Below are 16,874 nucleotides of genomic sequence, written 5' to 3' on the forward strand. Positions count from 1 at the left end.
CCCTACTCCCTCCTTAAAACTACACTCTGCGCCTTTTTCTTGGTCTACAACCATTATGAGGAACAGGAGTTTCGTCACGGATGACAGAAACAACTAAACCAGCGGCTATGAGAGCGCGAACTGCAGATTCTCTTCCGGCTCCGGTGCCTTTTAAACATACTTCGACTTCTTTAAGGCCAGAATTCATAGCATTTTTTGCTGCGTCTTGGGCAGCTACTGTTGCAGCAAACGCCGAAGACTTACGAGATCCGGAATACCCAACTTTTCCAGCTGAAGCCCAAGAGATAACATTCCCTGCAGGATCTGTTATGGACACTATCGTATTGTTGAAGGTAGCCTTAACGTGAACAACGCCCGAAGGAATATTTTTTAACTGTTTTCTTTTTACGCCTTTTTTCTGCGTTTGATGTTTAACCAAAGCACGTTCTCCTAAAAAAATTATTTCTTCTTACCTGCGACAGTTTTGCGCTTGCCTTTACGTGTTCGAGAATTTGTTTTTGTTCTCTGTCCTCTTACAGGCAATGAAAGACGATGTCTTTGCCCACGATAAGCGTGGATCGAAATCAATCTTTTAATGTCTGACTGCACGCGGCGTCGCAAGTCTCCCTCGACCACATACTCTGATTGTAGGAGAGAATTGAGGCGACCGATTTCTTCTTCCGTCAATTCAACAGCCCTAGCCTCAGGATTTAATTGCAGCTTAGCAATAATCTCTTCAGAAAGAGCTGGCCCTATCCCATAAATATATGTAAGACTTATTTTTAATTTTTTCTTCGCAGGAATATCAATTCCAATGATGCGTGGCATACGTAGGGCCTCCCTTAAAGTAGTATAAGCATCTTAGGTCAAAAATTGTTATTTTTCAATGCCTTCCTTTGGGACGATCTTTTTTCAAAAAACTATCGTACCGGCGCATAAGCAAAAAGGCATCCACTTGTTTCATCGTATCTAAAACCACCCCAACAACGATCAACATTGCCGTTCCGCCTAAAAAGTAACTTACATTGGCATCTACATGAAGAACGCGTCCTAAAATAGATGGCAAAATGGCAATAACAGCTAGGAAGACCGCTCCTAATAAAGTCACGCGGTTCATAGTGTATTCTAAATACGTTTGTGTAGGTTTCCCTTGTCGAATTCCGGGAATAAAGGCGTTATTCTTTTTCATTTCAGAGGCAATCTGTTCTGGATGGAACTGTGTTGCCGTCCAAAAATAGGTAAAGAATATTATAAGCAGAACATAGCACAAAGAGTATACCCAGCCCCCTGGGGATAACATCATTGCGATCCGCTTCAGCCAAGAAGAATCCGAGGACATAAACTGTCCTATAGTCGCAGGAAACATAAGCAAGGACGATGCAAAAATAACAGGTATAACGCCCGCGTAGTTAACCTTTAGCGGCAAATAGGATCCTCCTCCGGGGATTTCTCTCCTACCAATTACTCTACGTGCATATTGCACGGGAATTTTCCTCACGCCTTCAATGATTAATATCGTTGTGACAAGGACAAATACAAAAATAAAGCACAACAATAGGAGTGAGAATAAACCTAGTTGAGAAGGGTCTTGAGAACCAAGATTTAATTTATTTACTATCGATCCCAAAACAGAAGGGAAAGAAGCTAAAATCCCAAGACTGATAATTAGGCTAACGCCATTACCAATACCCTTATCAGAAATCTGTTCACCAATCCACATGAGCAACAAGGTTCCTGTCGTCATAACAATAACCGTTGTCATATAGAAGATCCAAGGGCCTCCAAATAACTTAGAGGATAATAGAGTTGGGAGCACTATGCCCGGGATAGACATATTCATCTTTAAAGCGAACTTAGCAAAAAGCAATGACTGAATAAAAGCTAAGCCAACAGTAAATAGACGGGTTAATCTACCTATCTTTCTTTTCCCTTGGTCAGGGCTCTCTCGCATTTCCCTCTGAATGGAAGGCATAAATACTAAGAGAAGTTGCACAATAATCGATGCTGAAATATACGGAACCACACCTAATGCGATAACCGTCATTTGTGCAAAGGCTCCTCCAGAAAAAATATCAGCTAACTGAAACAAATTCTGACTGGAACCTAATAGTTGTTTAAAATAAGCAACGGCGCGCTCCCCGTTAATTCCAGGGACAGGAATGAACACGCCAACTCGGCAGGCCGCAAGTAAAGCAAACGTAAAAAATAACTTCTGCCTTAACTCAGCAATGGAAAATATCTGTCGTAAAGTTGTCATAGTCGGGCCCAAAAATTTTTATCTTTAAGCAACACCAATAAGGTTTCGTACTCCTTGAGACAATACCACATTAGCATCCTTCCAGATAAATGTTTTCTCTAATTCGCCTTTAACAATTACTTTTACTCGAATAGCGTGCTTATCTATGGCTTTTTTCTGCTTCAATGCATCCAAAGTAATTTCCTCTCCTTCGTTGAACAGGCTATTCAAACGTTGGGTAGTGATTTCTTCTACACATTCATCAAAGCGTGCGTGAGAAAACCCTCTTGTAGGGACCCTTCTATAAAGAGGAACACCGCCCCCTTCATAACCAAATCGGCGTTTATAACCAGAACGACTTCCGTCCCCTTTATGGCCTCGGCCACTGGTTTTACCGTGTCCCGAACCTGGGCCTCTTCCTAATAATTTTTTTCTTCTCTTACGTGGTGAAGGATCTTGTAACGATTCTAATTTAATCATGTGTCACTCTTCTCCTTTGTAAAACGTCTTTCCTGCTAGAAAGACTCAAGAGAGCTTTAAAAGCAGCCTTTACTTGATTCATGGGGTTATTTGAGCCTAAACTTTTAGCAACAATATTTTTGATTCCGGCCATTTCTAAAATCAGACGAATGCGAGAACCTGCCACAATTCCAGTTCCTGGTTTAGCGGGTTTCAAAAGCAACTGAGCTCCGTCCTGATCAACTAGAACCTCATGAGGAATGGAATCTCCATCCAAAGTTTCAATAGTGATTAGATTTTTTCTCGCAGCTTCTCCACCTTTGCGAATAGCGTCTGTTAACTCGTTAGCTTTGGCAAAACCGCAGCCCAAACGTCCTTTACCGTCACCCACCAAAATAAGCGCGGAAAAACTAAATTTACGACCGCCCTTGACTACTTTTGAACAACGATTGACAACAAGAACTTTCTCCTCTAGCTGATCTTCTTTGTGAGAATTCTTTGATAACGTCATCTCTTTAAACCTTTCTTAAAACTGTAATCCGCCCTCTCTAGCACCGTCAGCAACCATGGCAATAACTCCATGATATTTGAAAGGACCACGATCGAAAACGACTCGATCTACTTGAAGATTTTTCCCTAGCTCGGCAATTTTGCTTCCTAACGCTTTAGCAACGTCTTGATTCTTTTTAGTTAATCCGGAAGCTTTACTTGATTTCGCCATAGTTGAGACAGAAGCCAAAGTTTTGCCAATAGAATCATCAATTAATTGTACATAGATATGCTTGTTAGTCTTTACAACAGACAAGCGAGGCTTTAAAGAAGAGCCTCTTAAGACTTTACGCACTCTTAAAGCCCTACGAATTTTCTTTTCAGACTTCTTGAATAACGAATTTTCCATAACCTAACTCTGCCTTGCTACACTATTTTTTACCTGTTTTTGCCGCTTTTCCAGCTTTACGACGGACATACTCGTTTTCGTAGCGGATCCCCTTCCCTTTATAGGGCTCAGGACGACGTTTAGCGCGGATATTAGCAGCAAACTCTCCGACTAGCTGCTTATTTATTCCCTTCACAGAAATCAAAGTGTTCTTTTCGACAGTAACTTGAATGTCTGCAGGAATAGGAATTTTTGTAGGATGAGAAACTCCGATCGATAAATCCAAAACTGATCCCTGAACAGCAGCTCTAAAACCGACTCCTATCATTTCTAATCGTTTTTCGAACCCTGCGCTGACTCCTTGAACCATGTTAGAAATGAGAGCCCAAAATAAACCTTGCACACGACTTGGTCTATCAACAACATTGGGAGCTGGGGAAACAAACACCTCTTTGTCTTTAATTTCGACAACTACTTCTGGAGCCAAAGTTTGTGTTAAAGAGCCCTTAGGACCTTTTACTACGATTTCATTATTTTGAAGGGAGACCTCTACTCCTTGAGGGAGTACAATAGGGTCTCGAGCTTTACGAGACATTCTTTACCGTCCTATAAATTCTTTTATCCTGTTACCAAACCAAACAGAGTAGTTCACCACCAATATTTTTAGCTCTGGCTGTTGATCCATCCAATACTCCTTGAGATGTGGAAAGAACGGAAATTCCCATATTTCCGAACACATAAGGAATCTTTGCTGCGGGGACATAAACCCTTCTAGAAGGTTTAGAAACTCGCTTCAATTGGCGTATCACAGGCCTACGGTCATCACTATATTGTAAAAAGATACGCATTGTGCGTTTGCGATTTTCTTCTTTCACCAAATAACGAGCTAAAAACCCGTGGTGTTTCAGAATTTTTACAATCGACTCACGCATTTTGCTATGTTCTAAATCCACATATAAATGCTCTGCTTTCAAAGCATTTCGGATTCGTGTTAACAAATCGGCTATAGTATCACTAGTCATGCCCATACGATCTTATATCTCCCCTATTGAGCCTTCTTAAAGCGCAAACCCATCAACTCTAAAAGAGTAGTGCATTCAGCATCTGTTTGTGCTGTCGTTACCCAAGTAATATTCATTCCTTGAGTTCTCTTAACGCGATCTAAATCTACTTCAGGGAAAATCTGTTGATCTTCTAGCCCTAAAGAATAACATCCGCGTCCATCTCCTTTTTTCGAGAAACCACGAAAGTCACGAATTCTAGGAGAGACTATGTTGCAAAAACGATCCATAAAATCGTACATACGTTCACCACGTAATGTTACTTTGGCCCCAATGCCTTGTCCTTCACGGAGCTTGAAGCCCGCGATAGAATTTCTAGCTTTCGTTACCAAAGGCTTTTGTCCGGAAATCATAGAAAGTTCTTCTAAATGAGCCTGGAAAAGATTCTTATCCTTAGCTGCTTCTGCAAGACCCATGCTTATTACAATTTTTTTAAGAACAGGAATTTGCATGGTATTGGTATACCCAAACTTTTCTTGGAGGGACTTTCGGATCTCTTCAGTATATAGTTTCTTTAACCTGCTCATATTAACCTTTTCTCTCTTTCACAAAACGATACAGTTTGGAAGTGCCGTCTGGAAATTTATTCCACAACTCTCGTCCTTTCTCAGTAACTTTGACAGAAATCTTTGCTGGAGCTCCTTCTATACTTAAACGAACATTAGAAACGTGTATTGGAGCTTCAATACTAATCCTTTTACCTTTAGGATTTTCTTGACTGCGCTTGATATTTTTTGTGCGAACGTTGATGCCTTCAACGACCACTTTATTTTTTTCTCTAAGACAGGATAAAACTTTGCCTTGTTTTCCCTTGTCGTTCCCGGCCAGCACATAAACCGTGTCGCCAACACAAACACTACGTCTTTTCATATCTTTTCTTATCCTTAAATCACCTCAGGAGCCAAAGAACTAATTTTCACGAAGCCACGATCCCGAATTTCTCGAGCTATCGGACCAAAAATTCGTGTTCCTTTGGGATTTCCTTTTTCATCGATAATTACACAGCTATTAGTATCGAATCTCAAAGAAGAACCATCTTTTCTAAGAATATCGCGACGTGTTCTAACGATTACAGCTTTAACCACATCGCCCTTTTTAATAGAGCTATCGGGTTCAACATCTCTAACAGAGCATACAATGATGTCACCCACTGTAGCGTAGCGTCTACGAGAACCGCCCAAAACTTTAAAACACTTTACTTTTTTAGCCCCGGTATTATCGGCAACTTTTAACTGACTTTCTTGCTGAATCATAACTGCATCTACCCAATGTTGCTAATCTACCCAACTAACTTATGCGCTCAACAACACGCCATCTTTTTAACTTAGACAAGGGTCGCGTTTCTTGAATTCTAACTTTCTCGCCTTCAGAAACGTTCAAATCATTATGCGCATAGTACTTTTTAGAGTCTCTAACAACTTTAGCGTACTGAGGATGAGAGTATACTCTTTCAACTCGAACAATTACGGTTTTATCCATTTTCGACGAGACAACAACGCCCACCTTGGTTTTTCTAAGGCCTCTTACTTCACTAGCCATCGATTTTTCCCTCTTTTTCTTGTTTGACCGTCATAGATCGAGCTATGTTTTTCTTATACATAGAGAACAGGTGCGTCTTGACAGCTTTATTTTGCAAACCGACCTCTGCTCTCAAAGAAAAAAGAGCTTTCTTATTTTCATGGATAAATGCATCTAGCTCGTCTGTGCTTTTCTCTCTAAGCTCAGCCAACAATTTCTTCTTTCCTGCCATATAACTTATACCCTTTCGACCCGCTTAACAAAACGCGTTCTTATTCCTAATTTTGCTGCAGCTCTTCTTAAAGCGTCTTGAGCATCTTCTTTAGAAACGTTAGCCACTTCAAAAAGAATCCTTCCTGGTCGGACGACTGCTACCCAATGGTCTGGAGCCCCTTTACCTTTACCCATACGAGTTTCTGCAGGCTTCTTAGTTACGCTTTTATCTGGGAAAACACGAATCCAAACCTTTCCCTTACGTTTTAAATATCTATTGATGGCAACCCTGCAAGCTTCTATTTGCCGACTAGTTACCCAACCTCTTTCCAAGGTCTGCATTCCGAATTCGCCAAAGTCAATAAAAGTAGCACCCTTGCTTAGGCCTGCAAATTGACCTTTTTGCTGTTTGCGAAATTTTGTTCGTTTAGGCATCAACATAATAATTCACACACCCTTATTTACAGCTATTGTGCGGTAGAGACCGCAGAGCCTGCGCTGGCATTAGCTGTAGAGGTTTTCTCTCCAAGATTAATCCAGACTTTTACGCCGATAATTCCATAAGTAGTCTCTGCAGATGCTGTGGCGTAATCAATATCAGCTCTCAATGTATGCAGAGGAACGCGACCATTTTTATACCACTCAGAACGAGCGATTTCAGCACCCGCTAATCTTCCAGAAACTTGAATCTTAACGCCAATAGCGCCAGCTTCCATAACGGATTGCATAGCTTTCTTCATGGCACGCCTAAAGGAAACGCGGCGTTCGATTTGTCTAGCGATATTGTCTGCAACTAACTTAGCATTCAATTCGGGGCGTTTGATTTCTGCGATTTCTACCCAGACTTCTTTACCAGTAAGCTTTCTTAACTCTTCTTTTAAAAGATCTACTTCAGCACCTTTTTTCCCGATGACGAGTCCTGGGCGAGCCGTTTGAATTGTAACTTCAATCTTACCGCTCATACGTCTTACGACAAAACCCGCAGCTCCTTGACAAGAAGGTTTCTTTCTTAAGTGTTCGCGAATTTTAACATCTTCGATAAGAAACTTACCAAACTCTTGTTTGTTTCCGTACCACAGGGAACGCCATTTTTTAGTAACGCCTGTACGAAAACCAATTGGACATCCTTTCTGACCCATAATTTCTCCTACCGCTCCCTCTCACCAACAATAACAGTTAGGTGGCTAGTGCGTTTTAAAATTGGGGATCGCCCTCCCCGACTTTTTGATTTAGTTCGCTTATACACAGGGCCTGCATCCACTCTAACTTCGATAACATTCAATTGCTCACGTTTTACATTTTCGTTGAGCTCGGCGTTAGCTACAGCACTATCCAAAACTTTTTTTAGACATCTTCCAGCTTTTAATTGAGAAAAACTCAATTGCTTTTGAGCTTCCATAACACTTAAATTTCTCATAAGCCCAGCAGCCAGTCGAGCCTTGCGAGGCTGAACCCGTATGTAGCGGGCGGTCGCTTTAAACATAACGCGTCTCCTTTAGACTTACCCCTTCTTCACGGGATGACTTTTAAACATTCTTGTGGGAGAAAACTCTCCCAACTTGTGCCCTACCATGGTTTCTGAAACAAAAACCGTTAAAAATTTTTTTCCATTATGAACTTCAAATGTGTGTCCAATCATCTCGGGGGTAATCATAGAACGACGAGACCAAGTTTTAATTGGAGCTTTCTTCTCCAATAAGTTCATGGCGCGCACTTTTTTTATCAGACTGTGATCAACAAAAGGACCCTTTCTTAACGATCTTCCCATAATCCCTATTTCCTACGATCTTTAACTATCCACTTATTGCTTTTGCGCTTGTCACGAGTTTTTAGACCTTTCGTAACTTTACCCCAAGGAGTTCGTGGAATATAACCATTATGACGGCCTTCACCTCCCCCGTGAGGGTGATCGACAGGGTTCATTGCAGTACCACGAACGGTTGGACGAACGCCCTTCCATCGCTTTCTTCCCGCTTTACCGTCAACACATAAATTATGATCGGCATTAGAAACTTCGCCGATAGTAGCTCTACAACCTTCGTTTAGCATGCGGAACTCGCCAGAAGGCATTTTTAGTGTAACATATCCTGGAGTTTTAGCAATAACCTGAGCAGCCAATCCTGCGGATCTTACTAATTTCCCTCCAGAATGGGGTCTCATTTCAATGTTGTGAACAGTTGACCCTAAAGGCATGCTTTTTAAAGTCATGCAGCAACCAAGTTTGAAAGGGCTGCCTTCCCCAGAGATAACTTGATCTCCTCTTTTAATGCCTTTTGGAGCTAGTATGTAACGTTTTTCTCCATCAGCATAATTTAATAAGGCAATGTAAGCGGAGCGATTTGGATCGTATTCAACAGAAACCACTTTAGCTTCGATACCATCTTTATTACGCTTAAAATCGATAACTCGGTATAGACGTTTAGCCCCTCCACCACGATGACGGCAAGAAATGTGACCCAAATTATCGCGACCACCAGAACTCTTTTTGAAAAACGACAGCTTCTTATTTGGCCGCACACTTTTTCTAGTTCTTTTTCCAGTCAAATCTCCTTGCCTGGTCAGCTCATCAAAAGCCGGAAGAACCAACTGTCTAGTCCCTGGAGTTACTGGCTTAAACTTTTTAAACATGTTTTTCTTCCCTCTACTCTAATAGATTACCCGATAGAATGGCCTTCGTAGAAGGTTACAACAGCCTTCTTAAATCCTGCAGTCTTTCCTTTTCGTTTTCCACGAAACATTCGGGCTGGCTGAGGCTTCACACATATCGTGTTTACACTTTTAACTTTTACTTTTTTATCCGCATAAATAGATTCCAAAGCTTGAGCAATTAAAGGCTTAGTAGCATCACAAGCCACAATAAATGTGTATTTTGGATGCTTACAGAAACTGCCTTTCTTTTTGCCCTCGCCACTTCCGAGACTTAAACCTTCTAGAGTTTTAGCTTTCTCGGTTACATAATGCCGCTTGATTACATCGTAAGGATCTTTCATGTCCTAAAATTCCCCTTTAATCTTTCGTTCCAGAAGTAAGATGCCCAACGAGTCCAGTGAGGGCCTTTTCGGAGATCACTATGTTGCGGGCGGAGACCAGGTCATATCCATTGACATTCATTCCATACGCAAAGCCACGCACAGCTGGTAAATTACGCAAGCTTAGTCTTAAACCTTCGTTGTTTTGAGCATGATTTAAATCATCGATGAAGAGAACTCCGCGACACTCCACATTGCAAGATTTTAAAAATCTCAAGGCTTCTTTTGTCTTTGGAGCAGTCAGACTTTTTGTGAACACGCTATCATCAGCTACAATCAATCGATTCGTTTGAATCTTTTGAGATAGCAACAAGCGAATTGCCGCTCTTTTTTCTTTCTTATTGATACGAACGTGTTGATCGAACTTGGGTTTAGGACCGAAAACAATTCCACCACCACGAAACTGAGGAGCTGCCAAACATCCCTGACGAGCATTTCCGGTACCTTTTTGTCTAAAAGGCTTTTTCGTGGAATGGCTAACTTCTGAACGGTTTCTCGTGCATGCGGACCACTGTCTTTTATTAGCGCGGATTGCCACAATATAGTCCTTCACTAATTGAAGCCCATTTCCTTCCTGAGCAAAAAAGGCATCTGGCAATTCAACCTCTCCCGCCTTATTCCCAAAAAAATCAAACTTTGATAATAAAACCATTAGGACCTCTTCTGTATTACGCCTTTGCTCTGGAAGAACGTCTTACGACAACAACAGAGCCCCTAGGACCAGGGATCGCCCCCTTCACCAGCAATACTTTTTTCTCTAAATCTATTTTTATCACTTCTAAATTCTTAATGGTTACGTTAACCGCTCCCATATGACTAGGACGCTTGCTTCCAGGGAAGCATCGTCCAGGAGTTGAGCGCATTCCTATTGAACCCGCATGACGATGGAACCCAGAACCGTGAGTTTTAGGTCCTCCACGAAATCCGAATTTCTTCATGACCCCCTGAAAGCCCTTACCTTTAGAAACACCACTAATATCTACGGACGAGACATCTTCAAAAACTTCTAAACCAAACTCGCTTCCCAAAGAGGCTTCATTAACTGCATCCTCAGAAACGCGCACCTCTTTTAATGTACGAAAAACACGAGAGCCTGATTTTTTAAAATGCCCGAGAATAGGCTTATTGACACGTTTTTGCAGAGTCTTTTCCGGAACGCTGATTTCATCCGCGCCCATCTGAATAGCGTTGTAACCATCAGTCGAATCAACTTTTATCTGAGAAACGACATTGGGACTCATGCTAATTACTGAACACGCAACCAGATTTCCATCTTTGTCAAAGACATGAATCATGCCTTCCTTTTTTCCCATTAAGCTAAGCTGAGATCGCATATAATTACCCATTAATACACTGGACTGTTCGCACTCAAGTGAGAGCAATCAGGTAAGTCGTTTTAGCATTTTTACTCGTAGAATTCCCTAAAAGGAAAAGGAACCTTTTCCTTAAGAAAATAAAGGGACAGGTTATCAGAGGGAGGAGATTTTTACAATAAGAAAAAGCGGGAACAACTTAATGAGAGAAAGATAAAAAGTTCTTATAAAATTTTATTCCCCTAATAAATAAAAAAATCGCTTCTAGAAAACCTAGAAGCGATTTACAAGATTATCTGAAACTGACAAATCTTTTTCTTAGGAAGAAGTCCACAAGCTGTAAAGACCAATAGCGCTGGAAATTGAAACGGCTCCAGATGTTACAGCTAATCGGACGGAGGCCGCACAAGGGAAAGGAATAAATTTGACTACATCAGCAATTAATTCAAATGCTTTTTCTAATATTCCAAGTATAATCTTCTTAACAGCAGCAAAGTGCGATGCTTTCAATTGTCGAGACACCTGGCTGTAAACCTCAGCGTTTACTTCCGTCTCAACTCTAGCTAGCTCTAATCCTTCAGAAGCACGTTTATATGCGCGATTTTCGTATAACAGGGAAGCAGCTCCACCGATAACGCCTGCAGCATGGTTGGCTGTCATCATATACGTTACCCCGTCACCCAATCCAACCTTAGCCGTGTCAGGAAGAAAAGGCTGGTGCGCAAGCTTATTGGCCAAAAGCACCGGACGACAAACTCCGAACGTTCCGACAAAAGTTGCCGCGCCTATCGCAGAACATCCTTCTTTAACTGCTGCCAATACATGATCACCTCTAGTAAGGTAGAGCTTGTTGTAAAGCACGCCTTTTTCAGCGTTGCCAAAATTGCCTTCCTCGTTTGAAGAAAAACATTTCCTAATATGGTTAAAACAATTTTTAGAAGAGGAGACAAATCCTGGAATTGCGCCGTTGAATACGTTAGCTAAAGCTAGAACAGATCTTGTTGTTCCCAAAGCTCCAGCCACATTTTTAGCCACCTGAAGAGCGGGGCCGGTCTCTCCTGAACTCTCAATAACACCGCAGCTAAATTCGGAAACCGATTTAGCTAATTTAAACGTCTTGTCTAGATTTTTTGCACCACTAACGAAGCGCGTTAGATGATTGTTTCCACTAGTAAAAAACTGCTTAATACAGTTCCCGGAACCAACTCTTTTAGCCTCAAGCGCTGCTGTTTGCATAAACACGTTTTTGCCTGCCATGACAAGGCCTGTCACACGTGGCATTGCGGACGCCATATCCACCTCCCCAAAATTAAAGGGTTTTTAGAATAGAACAAATATGTCAGGGAGCAATTGTAACACAAAAGCAACTTAATAGAGCAAAGGAACTTGAATTATCTTGAAATTAATCTCTTTTAGTAAAAGATAATTTGAGTTTATGCTGAGAATGACCGTTCAAGAAAGTTTTTGAGTCCATCACTCCTTTGCCTTCGGGCTGAATTTCTTTTAAGCAAACAGCTCCTTCAGAACAAGCAATGAGAAGTTCTTGTTGACCCGACACGATAATATCCCCGGGATTGCCATAAACCCGTTTGTCAGCAACCAGGGAAGCCTTACGAATAACCAAACGCTTTTCTGGCTTATCTTGATAGGAATAGAGCGCCCAAGCTCCCGGAGCGGGTGTTACACCCCGTATTTGAGCGTACACTTTATCGGCGGGACGATCCCAAAGAACAAACCCTTCTTCCTTGGACAGCTTTGGAGCAATGGATGCTTTCGACGAATCCTGGGGGGTATGAGAAATCGTCCCATTAGAGATTTGTTGCAAAGTTTTTATTAGGATCTCCCCACCTTGATTGGCCAAGACTTCTGCCAACTCTCCTGCCGTCATATCAGGCCCTACAGGAACATAGGATACGCCGGCAATGTCTCCGGTATCCATACCAGCATCCATGCGAATTACAGTATTCCCAGACTGCGTGACGCCATCCATAATACATCGCTGTATGGGAGCTGCGCCTCGATAGGCTGGCAATAGGCCCGCGTGCAAATTATAACAGCCGTATTTTGGGACGTCTAAAACAACTTGGCGCAAGATAGCACCGTAAGCGACAACGACAAATACATCAGCTTCAAAAGCTCGCAACTGCTCAATGAATTGAGGATCTGAAGCTTTTTCCGGCTGTAAAACAGGAAGATTCTTAGATAACGCTAACGTTTTAACCGGGGAGGGGATGGGTTGCGATGAACGTTTTTGAGGTTTGTCTACACGAGTAACTACCCCTATAACATTTACATCATGATGTAACAAATCTGCTAAAACCGTGGCGGCAAATTGCGGGGTGCCGAAATAAATAACCTTAAGACTCAATGAGAGCTCCCTCCTTATCCACACTCTCTTCTTGGAATGCATCTTTAGTAGCCCCGCGTTCTATTCCACGTTTGCTGGGATTTTGACAAAAATGAATAAAATTTTGAACTTCAGGAATATGACCATACTCCTCTTGAGCTTCTAAAAGAGCTTCGGAAAAACTGTCTTCGGAACGATAGACTTTTTTAAACACCTTGATCAAAGCTAAACGTGTTTCAAAGGGCACCTGTCGTCTCTGCAATCCGACTTTATTAATACCACCTAGTTGATAGGGATTTCCTGTACCTATGGTATACGGAGGAATGTCCCTGCGGACACCACTTAAAGCTCCAACCATGGCGTGAGCGCCAATACGTACAAATTGATGCACTCCCACCATTCCGCCAATAATTGCGTAATCCTCTACGACAACGTGTCCAGCTAATTGAGCGTGATTACTTAAAACTACGTGACTCCCTATCACGCAATTATGAGCCACGTGAGCCCAGGGCATAATAAGACAATTATTGCCTATCGAAACTGTTGTCCCTTCGAATGTAGATGAAGTAATAATGGCGAATTCGCGGATCTCGCACTTCTCTCCTATAGTGACATAGGTCTTCTCCCCCTGATATTTCAAATCCTGAGGTTTGTTCCCAATCATTGCGGATGGCCAGATCGTTGTTCCCCTACCTACAGTAGTGTATCCATCAATATATGCATAAGATTTTACAACTACATCATCACAAAGGGTCACCGTAGATTTAATAACAACATACGGCTCAATAACAACATTCTTTCCGATTTTAGCCCCGGGTTCGATAATTGCTGTTGGGTGAATGTTCGTCATACGTCTCCGTTAATCTAAAGATTCCTTATCTACAAGAGCAAAGCTCAGTTCTCCCTCAGCAGCAACCTGAGAACCCACACAAGCTCGAGCCGAAGCTTTCCCCCCCTTCGAAGAAATCAATGAAAACTCAGCGCTCAATGTAAGAATATCGCCAGGCCTAACTGCATGACGAAACTTTGCTTTCTGTATTCCCAAAAACAAAGCCAATCTTTTATTCCTGTCGTTTTCTAAAACCAAACCCAATAAAACCCCGGCCGCTTGCGCTAAAGATTCCAATATTAACACTCCGGGCATAATGGGCGCCTCGGGGAAATGCCCTACAAAAAAAGGCTCGTTTATTGTTACGTTTTTTTGTGCAACAATAGATCGTTTCTCTAAATCATAAGACAACACCTTATCCACAAGCAAAAAAGGATAACGATGTGGAAGTAAGTTTAATAATTCTCGTAATTTAATTACAGGCGCCTCTTTCATCTATAACTCATTTCTTAGGGTTGTAGCTCTTCTAAAATCTTTCTACCCAAGGCAATATTCGAAGAATGTCCCGATCCTACAGCAACAATATGAGCAACAAAAGGTCTACCCACCAGAGATAGATCTCCTATTAAATCTAGGATCTTATGTCTTACAGGTTCATCTGGGAACCGTAGTTGCCCCAGGCTAATAATGCCATCATCTTTAAAGACCACGGCATTTTCTAGGCATCCTCCTCTAATCAACCCCCTATCCATTAAAAAGCATAACTCATTGTATAGAGCAAATGTTCTACAAGGAGCGATTTCTTTACGAAAAGACTCTTCTGTTATAACAAAGGAGCGATATTGCGTTCCTATAGTGGGACTTTGAGGATAGTGTAAAGTGTAGGAAATCTTCAATTCATCACAAGGAAATGCAGCTAGAAAAGTATCCTGAGTTTGATAGTACACAGGCCGAGCTAGTTTGGCGATAGGGACGGTATCATTTTGCGTGCAAATGCCAGCTTCATCTATCAGTTGCATAAACACATGAGAACTTCCATCCCCTATCGGAATTTCCTCTTCGCCACAACGCACTATGACATTATCGATATTGCTCGAGCGTAAAGCGGCCATCAGATGCTCAACAGTGGCAATAACAGAATCCCCCGAAGACAACGTGGTACTGCGTCCCGTATTGCATACATGAGGAAGTAAAGCGGGGATACGATCTCCCAAAAGATCGGAGCGGTAAAAGACTATTCCAGTATTTTCTTCAGCAGGTTCTAAAGTTAAAGTCGCCGATTTTCCAAAATGTATTCCCACACCTGAGTAATGTACTTTGCGCTTTAACGTTCTTTGAGCTCGTTCCAACATGCAAAAACCTGACAAAGAGAGTCCGTATATTATCCTTTTTCTTTTTTAGCAAGCAAGCGATATCCAAAATAACATCCAATATACCCCACTGATAGCAAAGATAAAAGAATCATAGGGAAGTCTCCCCAAAATGCATATAGCGTGGGGTAATTGTACAATGGAAGATCCACTTGTAAAACTCCTGGAGAAGCTTTTCTAGAGCGAGTTTCATAGGGAAGCATATTTACAATCCTTCCGATTGAATCTGCTGCTACGGTAACTCCGGTATGACAAGAGCGAATACAAGGCATCCCTAGCTCTTGGTTGCGTAAAATTCCGTGATAAAAATGCACTTGTGGCAGCCTTGATGAAGGATACCAGCCGTCGTTGCTCAGGTTTACAAGGAGTTGGGCTCCTTCTTGCTTGTAATGGCGCAATAAGCTTCCGAAAGTTTCCTCATAACAAATAGAGACTCCCATTTTAGGCAAATTCTCTACTTGCATCACGCCGGAACGTTCCCCGGGTATACGCTGACACGCCAATGCGTATTCTGGGAAATATTTCTTACAGACAGACCAGCCGAATTTGCCTCCTGGGATATATTCTCCGCCAGGCACTAAAACACGTTTATCGTATCCGACAGGCTCCCCGTGTTGTGAGATGCACTCTGCAGCGTTATATAGATGTAGCTGAGCCTCTCGTTCTTCCCAACGTTCTAAGCCCATAAGAATAGGGCAATTAAAGTGGTTTGAAAGAGCCTGCATCCAGTCTATATTCGTCAGAAGATCATCTTGATGATTAAAGCATGTTAAGGGGGAGAGAATCTCTTGACTATCTTCATATGGATAGACTCTTCTATCTCTTCCAAAAGGTACAGAAACCTCAGGGAAAATAAGGAGATCGACGGGCTTTCTTACAATAGACGAAAGACTCACAAGTTTTTGCCAAGCCATAGCTGGGGATCCTGACCAAGGCCCGTCTAAAAAGGTTGAGGATGCTGGCTGTATAATGGCAACGCGAAGATTTTCTTCTGTTGAAAACGTCCGTTTGAGATATTCGTAATGTATTCCACCCAAGATATAAGGAAATAACAGACAGATCAACCAAGCAAGTCGAGAAAAACGCTTTTTTAATAAGACGTGATAAAAACTCATTCCTGTTGCCACTAGGGCAAAGCTTTCTCCAGCCCAACCAAAAAAACCACCAAACTGGCGTCCATAAGCACACGCTGTTATGGGCCAGCCCAAGTAATCCAACGACATTCCTGAACAGAGATAATAAAATCTTATCATCTCCATGCCCACCCAGAGTCCGGGCAAGCACCAAAAAATTTTTACATACTTTTTGCGCACTACATAGAACAATAGACAGGAGAAAGCGGTAAATAGCGCAGCCAATAAACTAGTTAGCACACACCAAACAAGATAGATAAATTTCCCCACATATAAATCGGAAAGCATCCAGGAGAAATGCGCTCCATGTATTGTGACGGACCACAAAAACAGTAGAAGAATCAGTAGTTTCCAAGAAAGACGAGGATTCTTTAGAGGCTCTAAGCTGTACCATAAAAGTCCATAACCTACGGCGCCTCCTAATAAAGATAAAACCCAGCTCATATCAGGTTGAGCAAAAGCTACTAGAATCCAGGAACAAAAAAAACTAAGAATTCTGAACAAAATGTT

At 41.9% G+C, this 16,874-nt stretch carries 27 protein-coding genes; all 27 read right to left on the bottom strand.

What is annotated here, in order from left to right:
• Positions 1–19: 19 nt before the first annotated feature.
• Positions 20–418, bottom strand: a complete 399-nt coding sequence (rpsK, locus tag CF_RS04480; RefSeq protein WP_011458440.1) for a 30S ribosomal protein S11 — start codon at positions 416–418, stop codon at positions 20–22.
• Between the two features lie 20 nt (positions 419–438).
• Positions 439–807, bottom strand: coding sequence for a 30S ribosomal protein S13 (rpsM, locus tag CF_RS04485; RefSeq protein ID WP_011006085.1), 369 nt, complete (start codon positions 805–807; stop codon positions 439–441).
• A gap of 55 nt (positions 808–862) precedes the next feature.
• Positions 863–2,236, bottom strand: coding sequence for a preprotein translocase subunit SecY (gene secY / locus CF_RS04490; RefSeq protein ID WP_011458441.1), 1,374 nt, complete (start codon positions 2,234–2,236; stop codon positions 863–865).
• A 24-nt stretch (positions 2,237–2,260) separates the two neighbouring features.
• Entirely contained in the window at positions 2,261–2,695 is a 435-nt protein-coding gene (gene rplO / locus CF_RS04495; RefSeq protein WP_011458442.1) for a 50S ribosomal protein L15, read from the bottom strand.
• The gene (gene rpsE / locus CF_RS04500; protein ID WP_011458443.1) at positions 2,688–3,185 is read right to left on the bottom strand and encodes a 30S ribosomal protein S5; all 498 of its coding nucleotides are present in this window, start codon (positions 3,183–3,185) and stop codon (positions 2,688–2,690) included. The genes rplO and rpsE overlap by 8 nt, the downstream gene beginning before the upstream one ends.
• A gap of 15 nt (positions 3,186–3,200) precedes the next feature.
• Complete coding sequence (rplR, locus tag CF_RS04505) at positions 3,201–3,572, bottom strand: 50S ribosomal protein L18 (RefSeq protein ID WP_011458444.1); 372 nt, start codon at positions 3,570–3,572, stop codon at positions 3,201–3,203.
• Between the two features lie 22 nt (positions 3,573–3,594).
• Positions 3,595–4,146: a 50S ribosomal protein L6 gene (gene rplF, locus CF_RS04510; protein WP_011458445.1), complete on the bottom strand. Its 552-nt coding sequence runs from the start codon at positions 4,144–4,146 to the stop codon at positions 3,595–3,597.
• A 31-nt stretch (positions 4,147–4,177) separates the two neighbouring features.
• The gene (gene rpsH / locus CF_RS04515; RefSeq protein ID WP_011458446.1) at positions 4,178–4,579 is read right to left on the bottom strand and encodes a 30S ribosomal protein S8; all 402 of its coding nucleotides are present in this window, start codon (positions 4,577–4,579) and stop codon (positions 4,178–4,180) included.
• Between the two features lie 17 nt (positions 4,580–4,596).
• Entirely contained in the window at positions 4,597–5,139 is a 543-nt protein-coding gene (gene rplE, locus CF_RS04520) for a 50S ribosomal protein L5 (RefSeq protein ID WP_011458447.1), read from the bottom strand.
• A gap of 1 nt (position 5,140) precedes the next feature.
• Complete coding sequence (gene rplX / locus CF_RS04525) at positions 5,141–5,482, bottom strand: 50S ribosomal protein L24 (RefSeq protein ID WP_011458448.1); 342 nt, start codon at positions 5,480–5,482, stop codon at positions 5,141–5,143.
• 14 nt (positions 5,483–5,496) lie between these two features.
• On the bottom strand, positions 5,497–5,865 hold the full coding sequence (rplN, locus tag CF_RS04530; protein WP_011006076.1) for a 50S ribosomal protein L14: 369 nt from the start codon (positions 5,863–5,865) through the stop codon (positions 5,497–5,499).
• 34 nt (positions 5,866–5,899) lie between these two features.
• A complete protein-coding gene (gene rpsQ / locus CF_RS04535; RefSeq protein ID WP_011458449.1) occupies positions 5,900–6,151 on the bottom strand; it encodes a 30S ribosomal protein S17 in 252 nt (83 codons plus the stop codon).
• A complete protein-coding gene (gene rpmC, locus CF_RS04540; protein WP_011458450.1) occupies positions 6,144–6,362 on the bottom strand; it encodes a 50S ribosomal protein L29 in 219 nt (72 codons plus the stop codon). Before rpmC ends, rpsQ begins: the two co-directional genes overlap by 8 nt.
• Before the next feature lie 5 nt (positions 6,363–6,367).
• Positions 6,368–6,784, bottom strand: coding sequence for a 50S ribosomal protein L16 (gene rplP / locus CF_RS04545; protein ID WP_011458451.1), 417 nt, complete (start codon positions 6,782–6,784; stop codon positions 6,368–6,370).
• Between the two features lie 26 nt (positions 6,785–6,810).
• Positions 6,811–7,482 carry a 30S ribosomal protein S3 gene (gene rpsC / locus CF_RS04550; RefSeq protein ID WP_011458452.1) on the bottom strand — a complete coding sequence of 224 codons (672 nt, stop codon included), beginning with the start codon at positions 7,480–7,482 and terminating at the stop codon, positions 6,811–6,813.
• A gap of 8 nt (positions 7,483–7,490) precedes the next feature.
• Entirely contained in the window at positions 7,491–7,826 is a 336-nt protein-coding gene (gene rplV / locus CF_RS04555) for a 50S ribosomal protein L22 (protein WP_011458453.1), read from the bottom strand.
• 18 nt (positions 7,827–7,844) lie between these two features.
• Positions 7,845–8,111, bottom strand: coding sequence for a 30S ribosomal protein S19 (gene rpsS / locus CF_RS04560; RefSeq protein WP_011458454.1), 267 nt, complete (start codon positions 8,109–8,111; stop codon positions 7,845–7,847).
• 5 nt (positions 8,112–8,116) lie between these two features.
• A complete protein-coding gene (rplB, locus tag CF_RS04565) occupies positions 8,117–8,971 on the bottom strand; it encodes a 50S ribosomal protein L2 (RefSeq protein WP_011458455.1) in 855 nt (284 codons plus the stop codon).
• Between the two features lie 26 nt (positions 8,972–8,997).
• A complete protein-coding gene (locus CF_RS04570; protein ID WP_011458456.1) occupies positions 8,998–9,333 on the bottom strand; it encodes a 50S ribosomal protein L23 in 336 nt (111 codons plus the stop codon).
• 16 nt (positions 9,334–9,349) lie between these two features.
• On the bottom strand, positions 9,350–10,024 hold the full coding sequence (gene rplD, locus CF_RS04575; RefSeq protein WP_011458457.1) for a 50S ribosomal protein L4: 675 nt from the start codon (positions 10,022–10,024) through the stop codon (positions 9,350–9,352).
• Positions 10,025–10,040: 16 nt separating this feature from the next.
• Positions 10,041–10,706: a 50S ribosomal protein L3 gene (gene rplC / locus CF_RS04580; protein ID WP_011458458.1), complete on the bottom strand. Its 666-nt coding sequence runs from the start codon at positions 10,704–10,706 to the stop codon at positions 10,041–10,043.
• A 297-nt stretch (positions 10,707–11,003) separates the two neighbouring features.
• Entirely contained in the window at positions 11,004–11,978 is a 975-nt protein-coding gene (locus CF_RS04585) for a hypothetical protein (RefSeq protein ID WP_011458459.1), read from the bottom strand.
• 109 nt (positions 11,979–12,087) lie between these two features.
• Positions 12,088–13,053 (bottom strand): methionyl-tRNA formyltransferase, encoded by a 966-nt coding sequence (gene fmt, locus CF_RS04590; RefSeq protein WP_041468031.1) that lies wholly within the window; start codon positions 13,051–13,053, stop codon positions 12,088–12,090.
• Positions 13,043–13,882, bottom strand: coding sequence for an acyl-ACP--UDP-N-acetylglucosamine O-acyltransferase (gene lpxA, locus CF_RS04595; protein WP_011458461.1), 840 nt, complete (start codon positions 13,880–13,882; stop codon positions 13,043–13,045). The genes fmt and lpxA overlap by 11 nt, the downstream gene beginning before the upstream one ends.
• A gap of 9 nt (positions 13,883–13,891) precedes the next feature.
• A complete protein-coding gene (gene fabZ, locus CF_RS04600) occupies positions 13,892–14,356 on the bottom strand; it encodes a 3-hydroxyacyl-ACP dehydratase FabZ (RefSeq protein WP_011458462.1) in 465 nt (154 codons plus the stop codon).
• A gap of 14 nt (positions 14,357–14,370) precedes the next feature.
• Positions 14,371–15,213 carry a UDP-3-O-acyl-N-acetylglucosamine deacetylase gene (gene lpxC / locus CF_RS04605; protein WP_011458463.1) on the bottom strand — a complete coding sequence of 281 codons (843 nt, stop codon included), beginning with the start codon at positions 15,211–15,213 and terminating at the stop codon, positions 14,371–14,373.
• Positions 15,214–15,242: 29 nt separating this feature from the next.
• Positions 15,243–16,868, bottom strand: coding sequence for an apolipoprotein N-acyltransferase (gene lnt, locus CF_RS04610; protein WP_011458464.1), 1,626 nt, complete (start codon positions 16,866–16,868; stop codon positions 15,243–15,245).
• Positions 16,869–16,874: the final 6 nt, after the last annotated feature.

The organism is Chlamydia felis Fe/C-56 (assembly GCF_000009945.1).
In the GTDB taxonomy this organism is placed as follows: domain Bacteria; phylum Chlamydiota; class Chlamydiia; order Chlamydiales; family Chlamydiaceae; genus Chlamydia; species Chlamydia felis.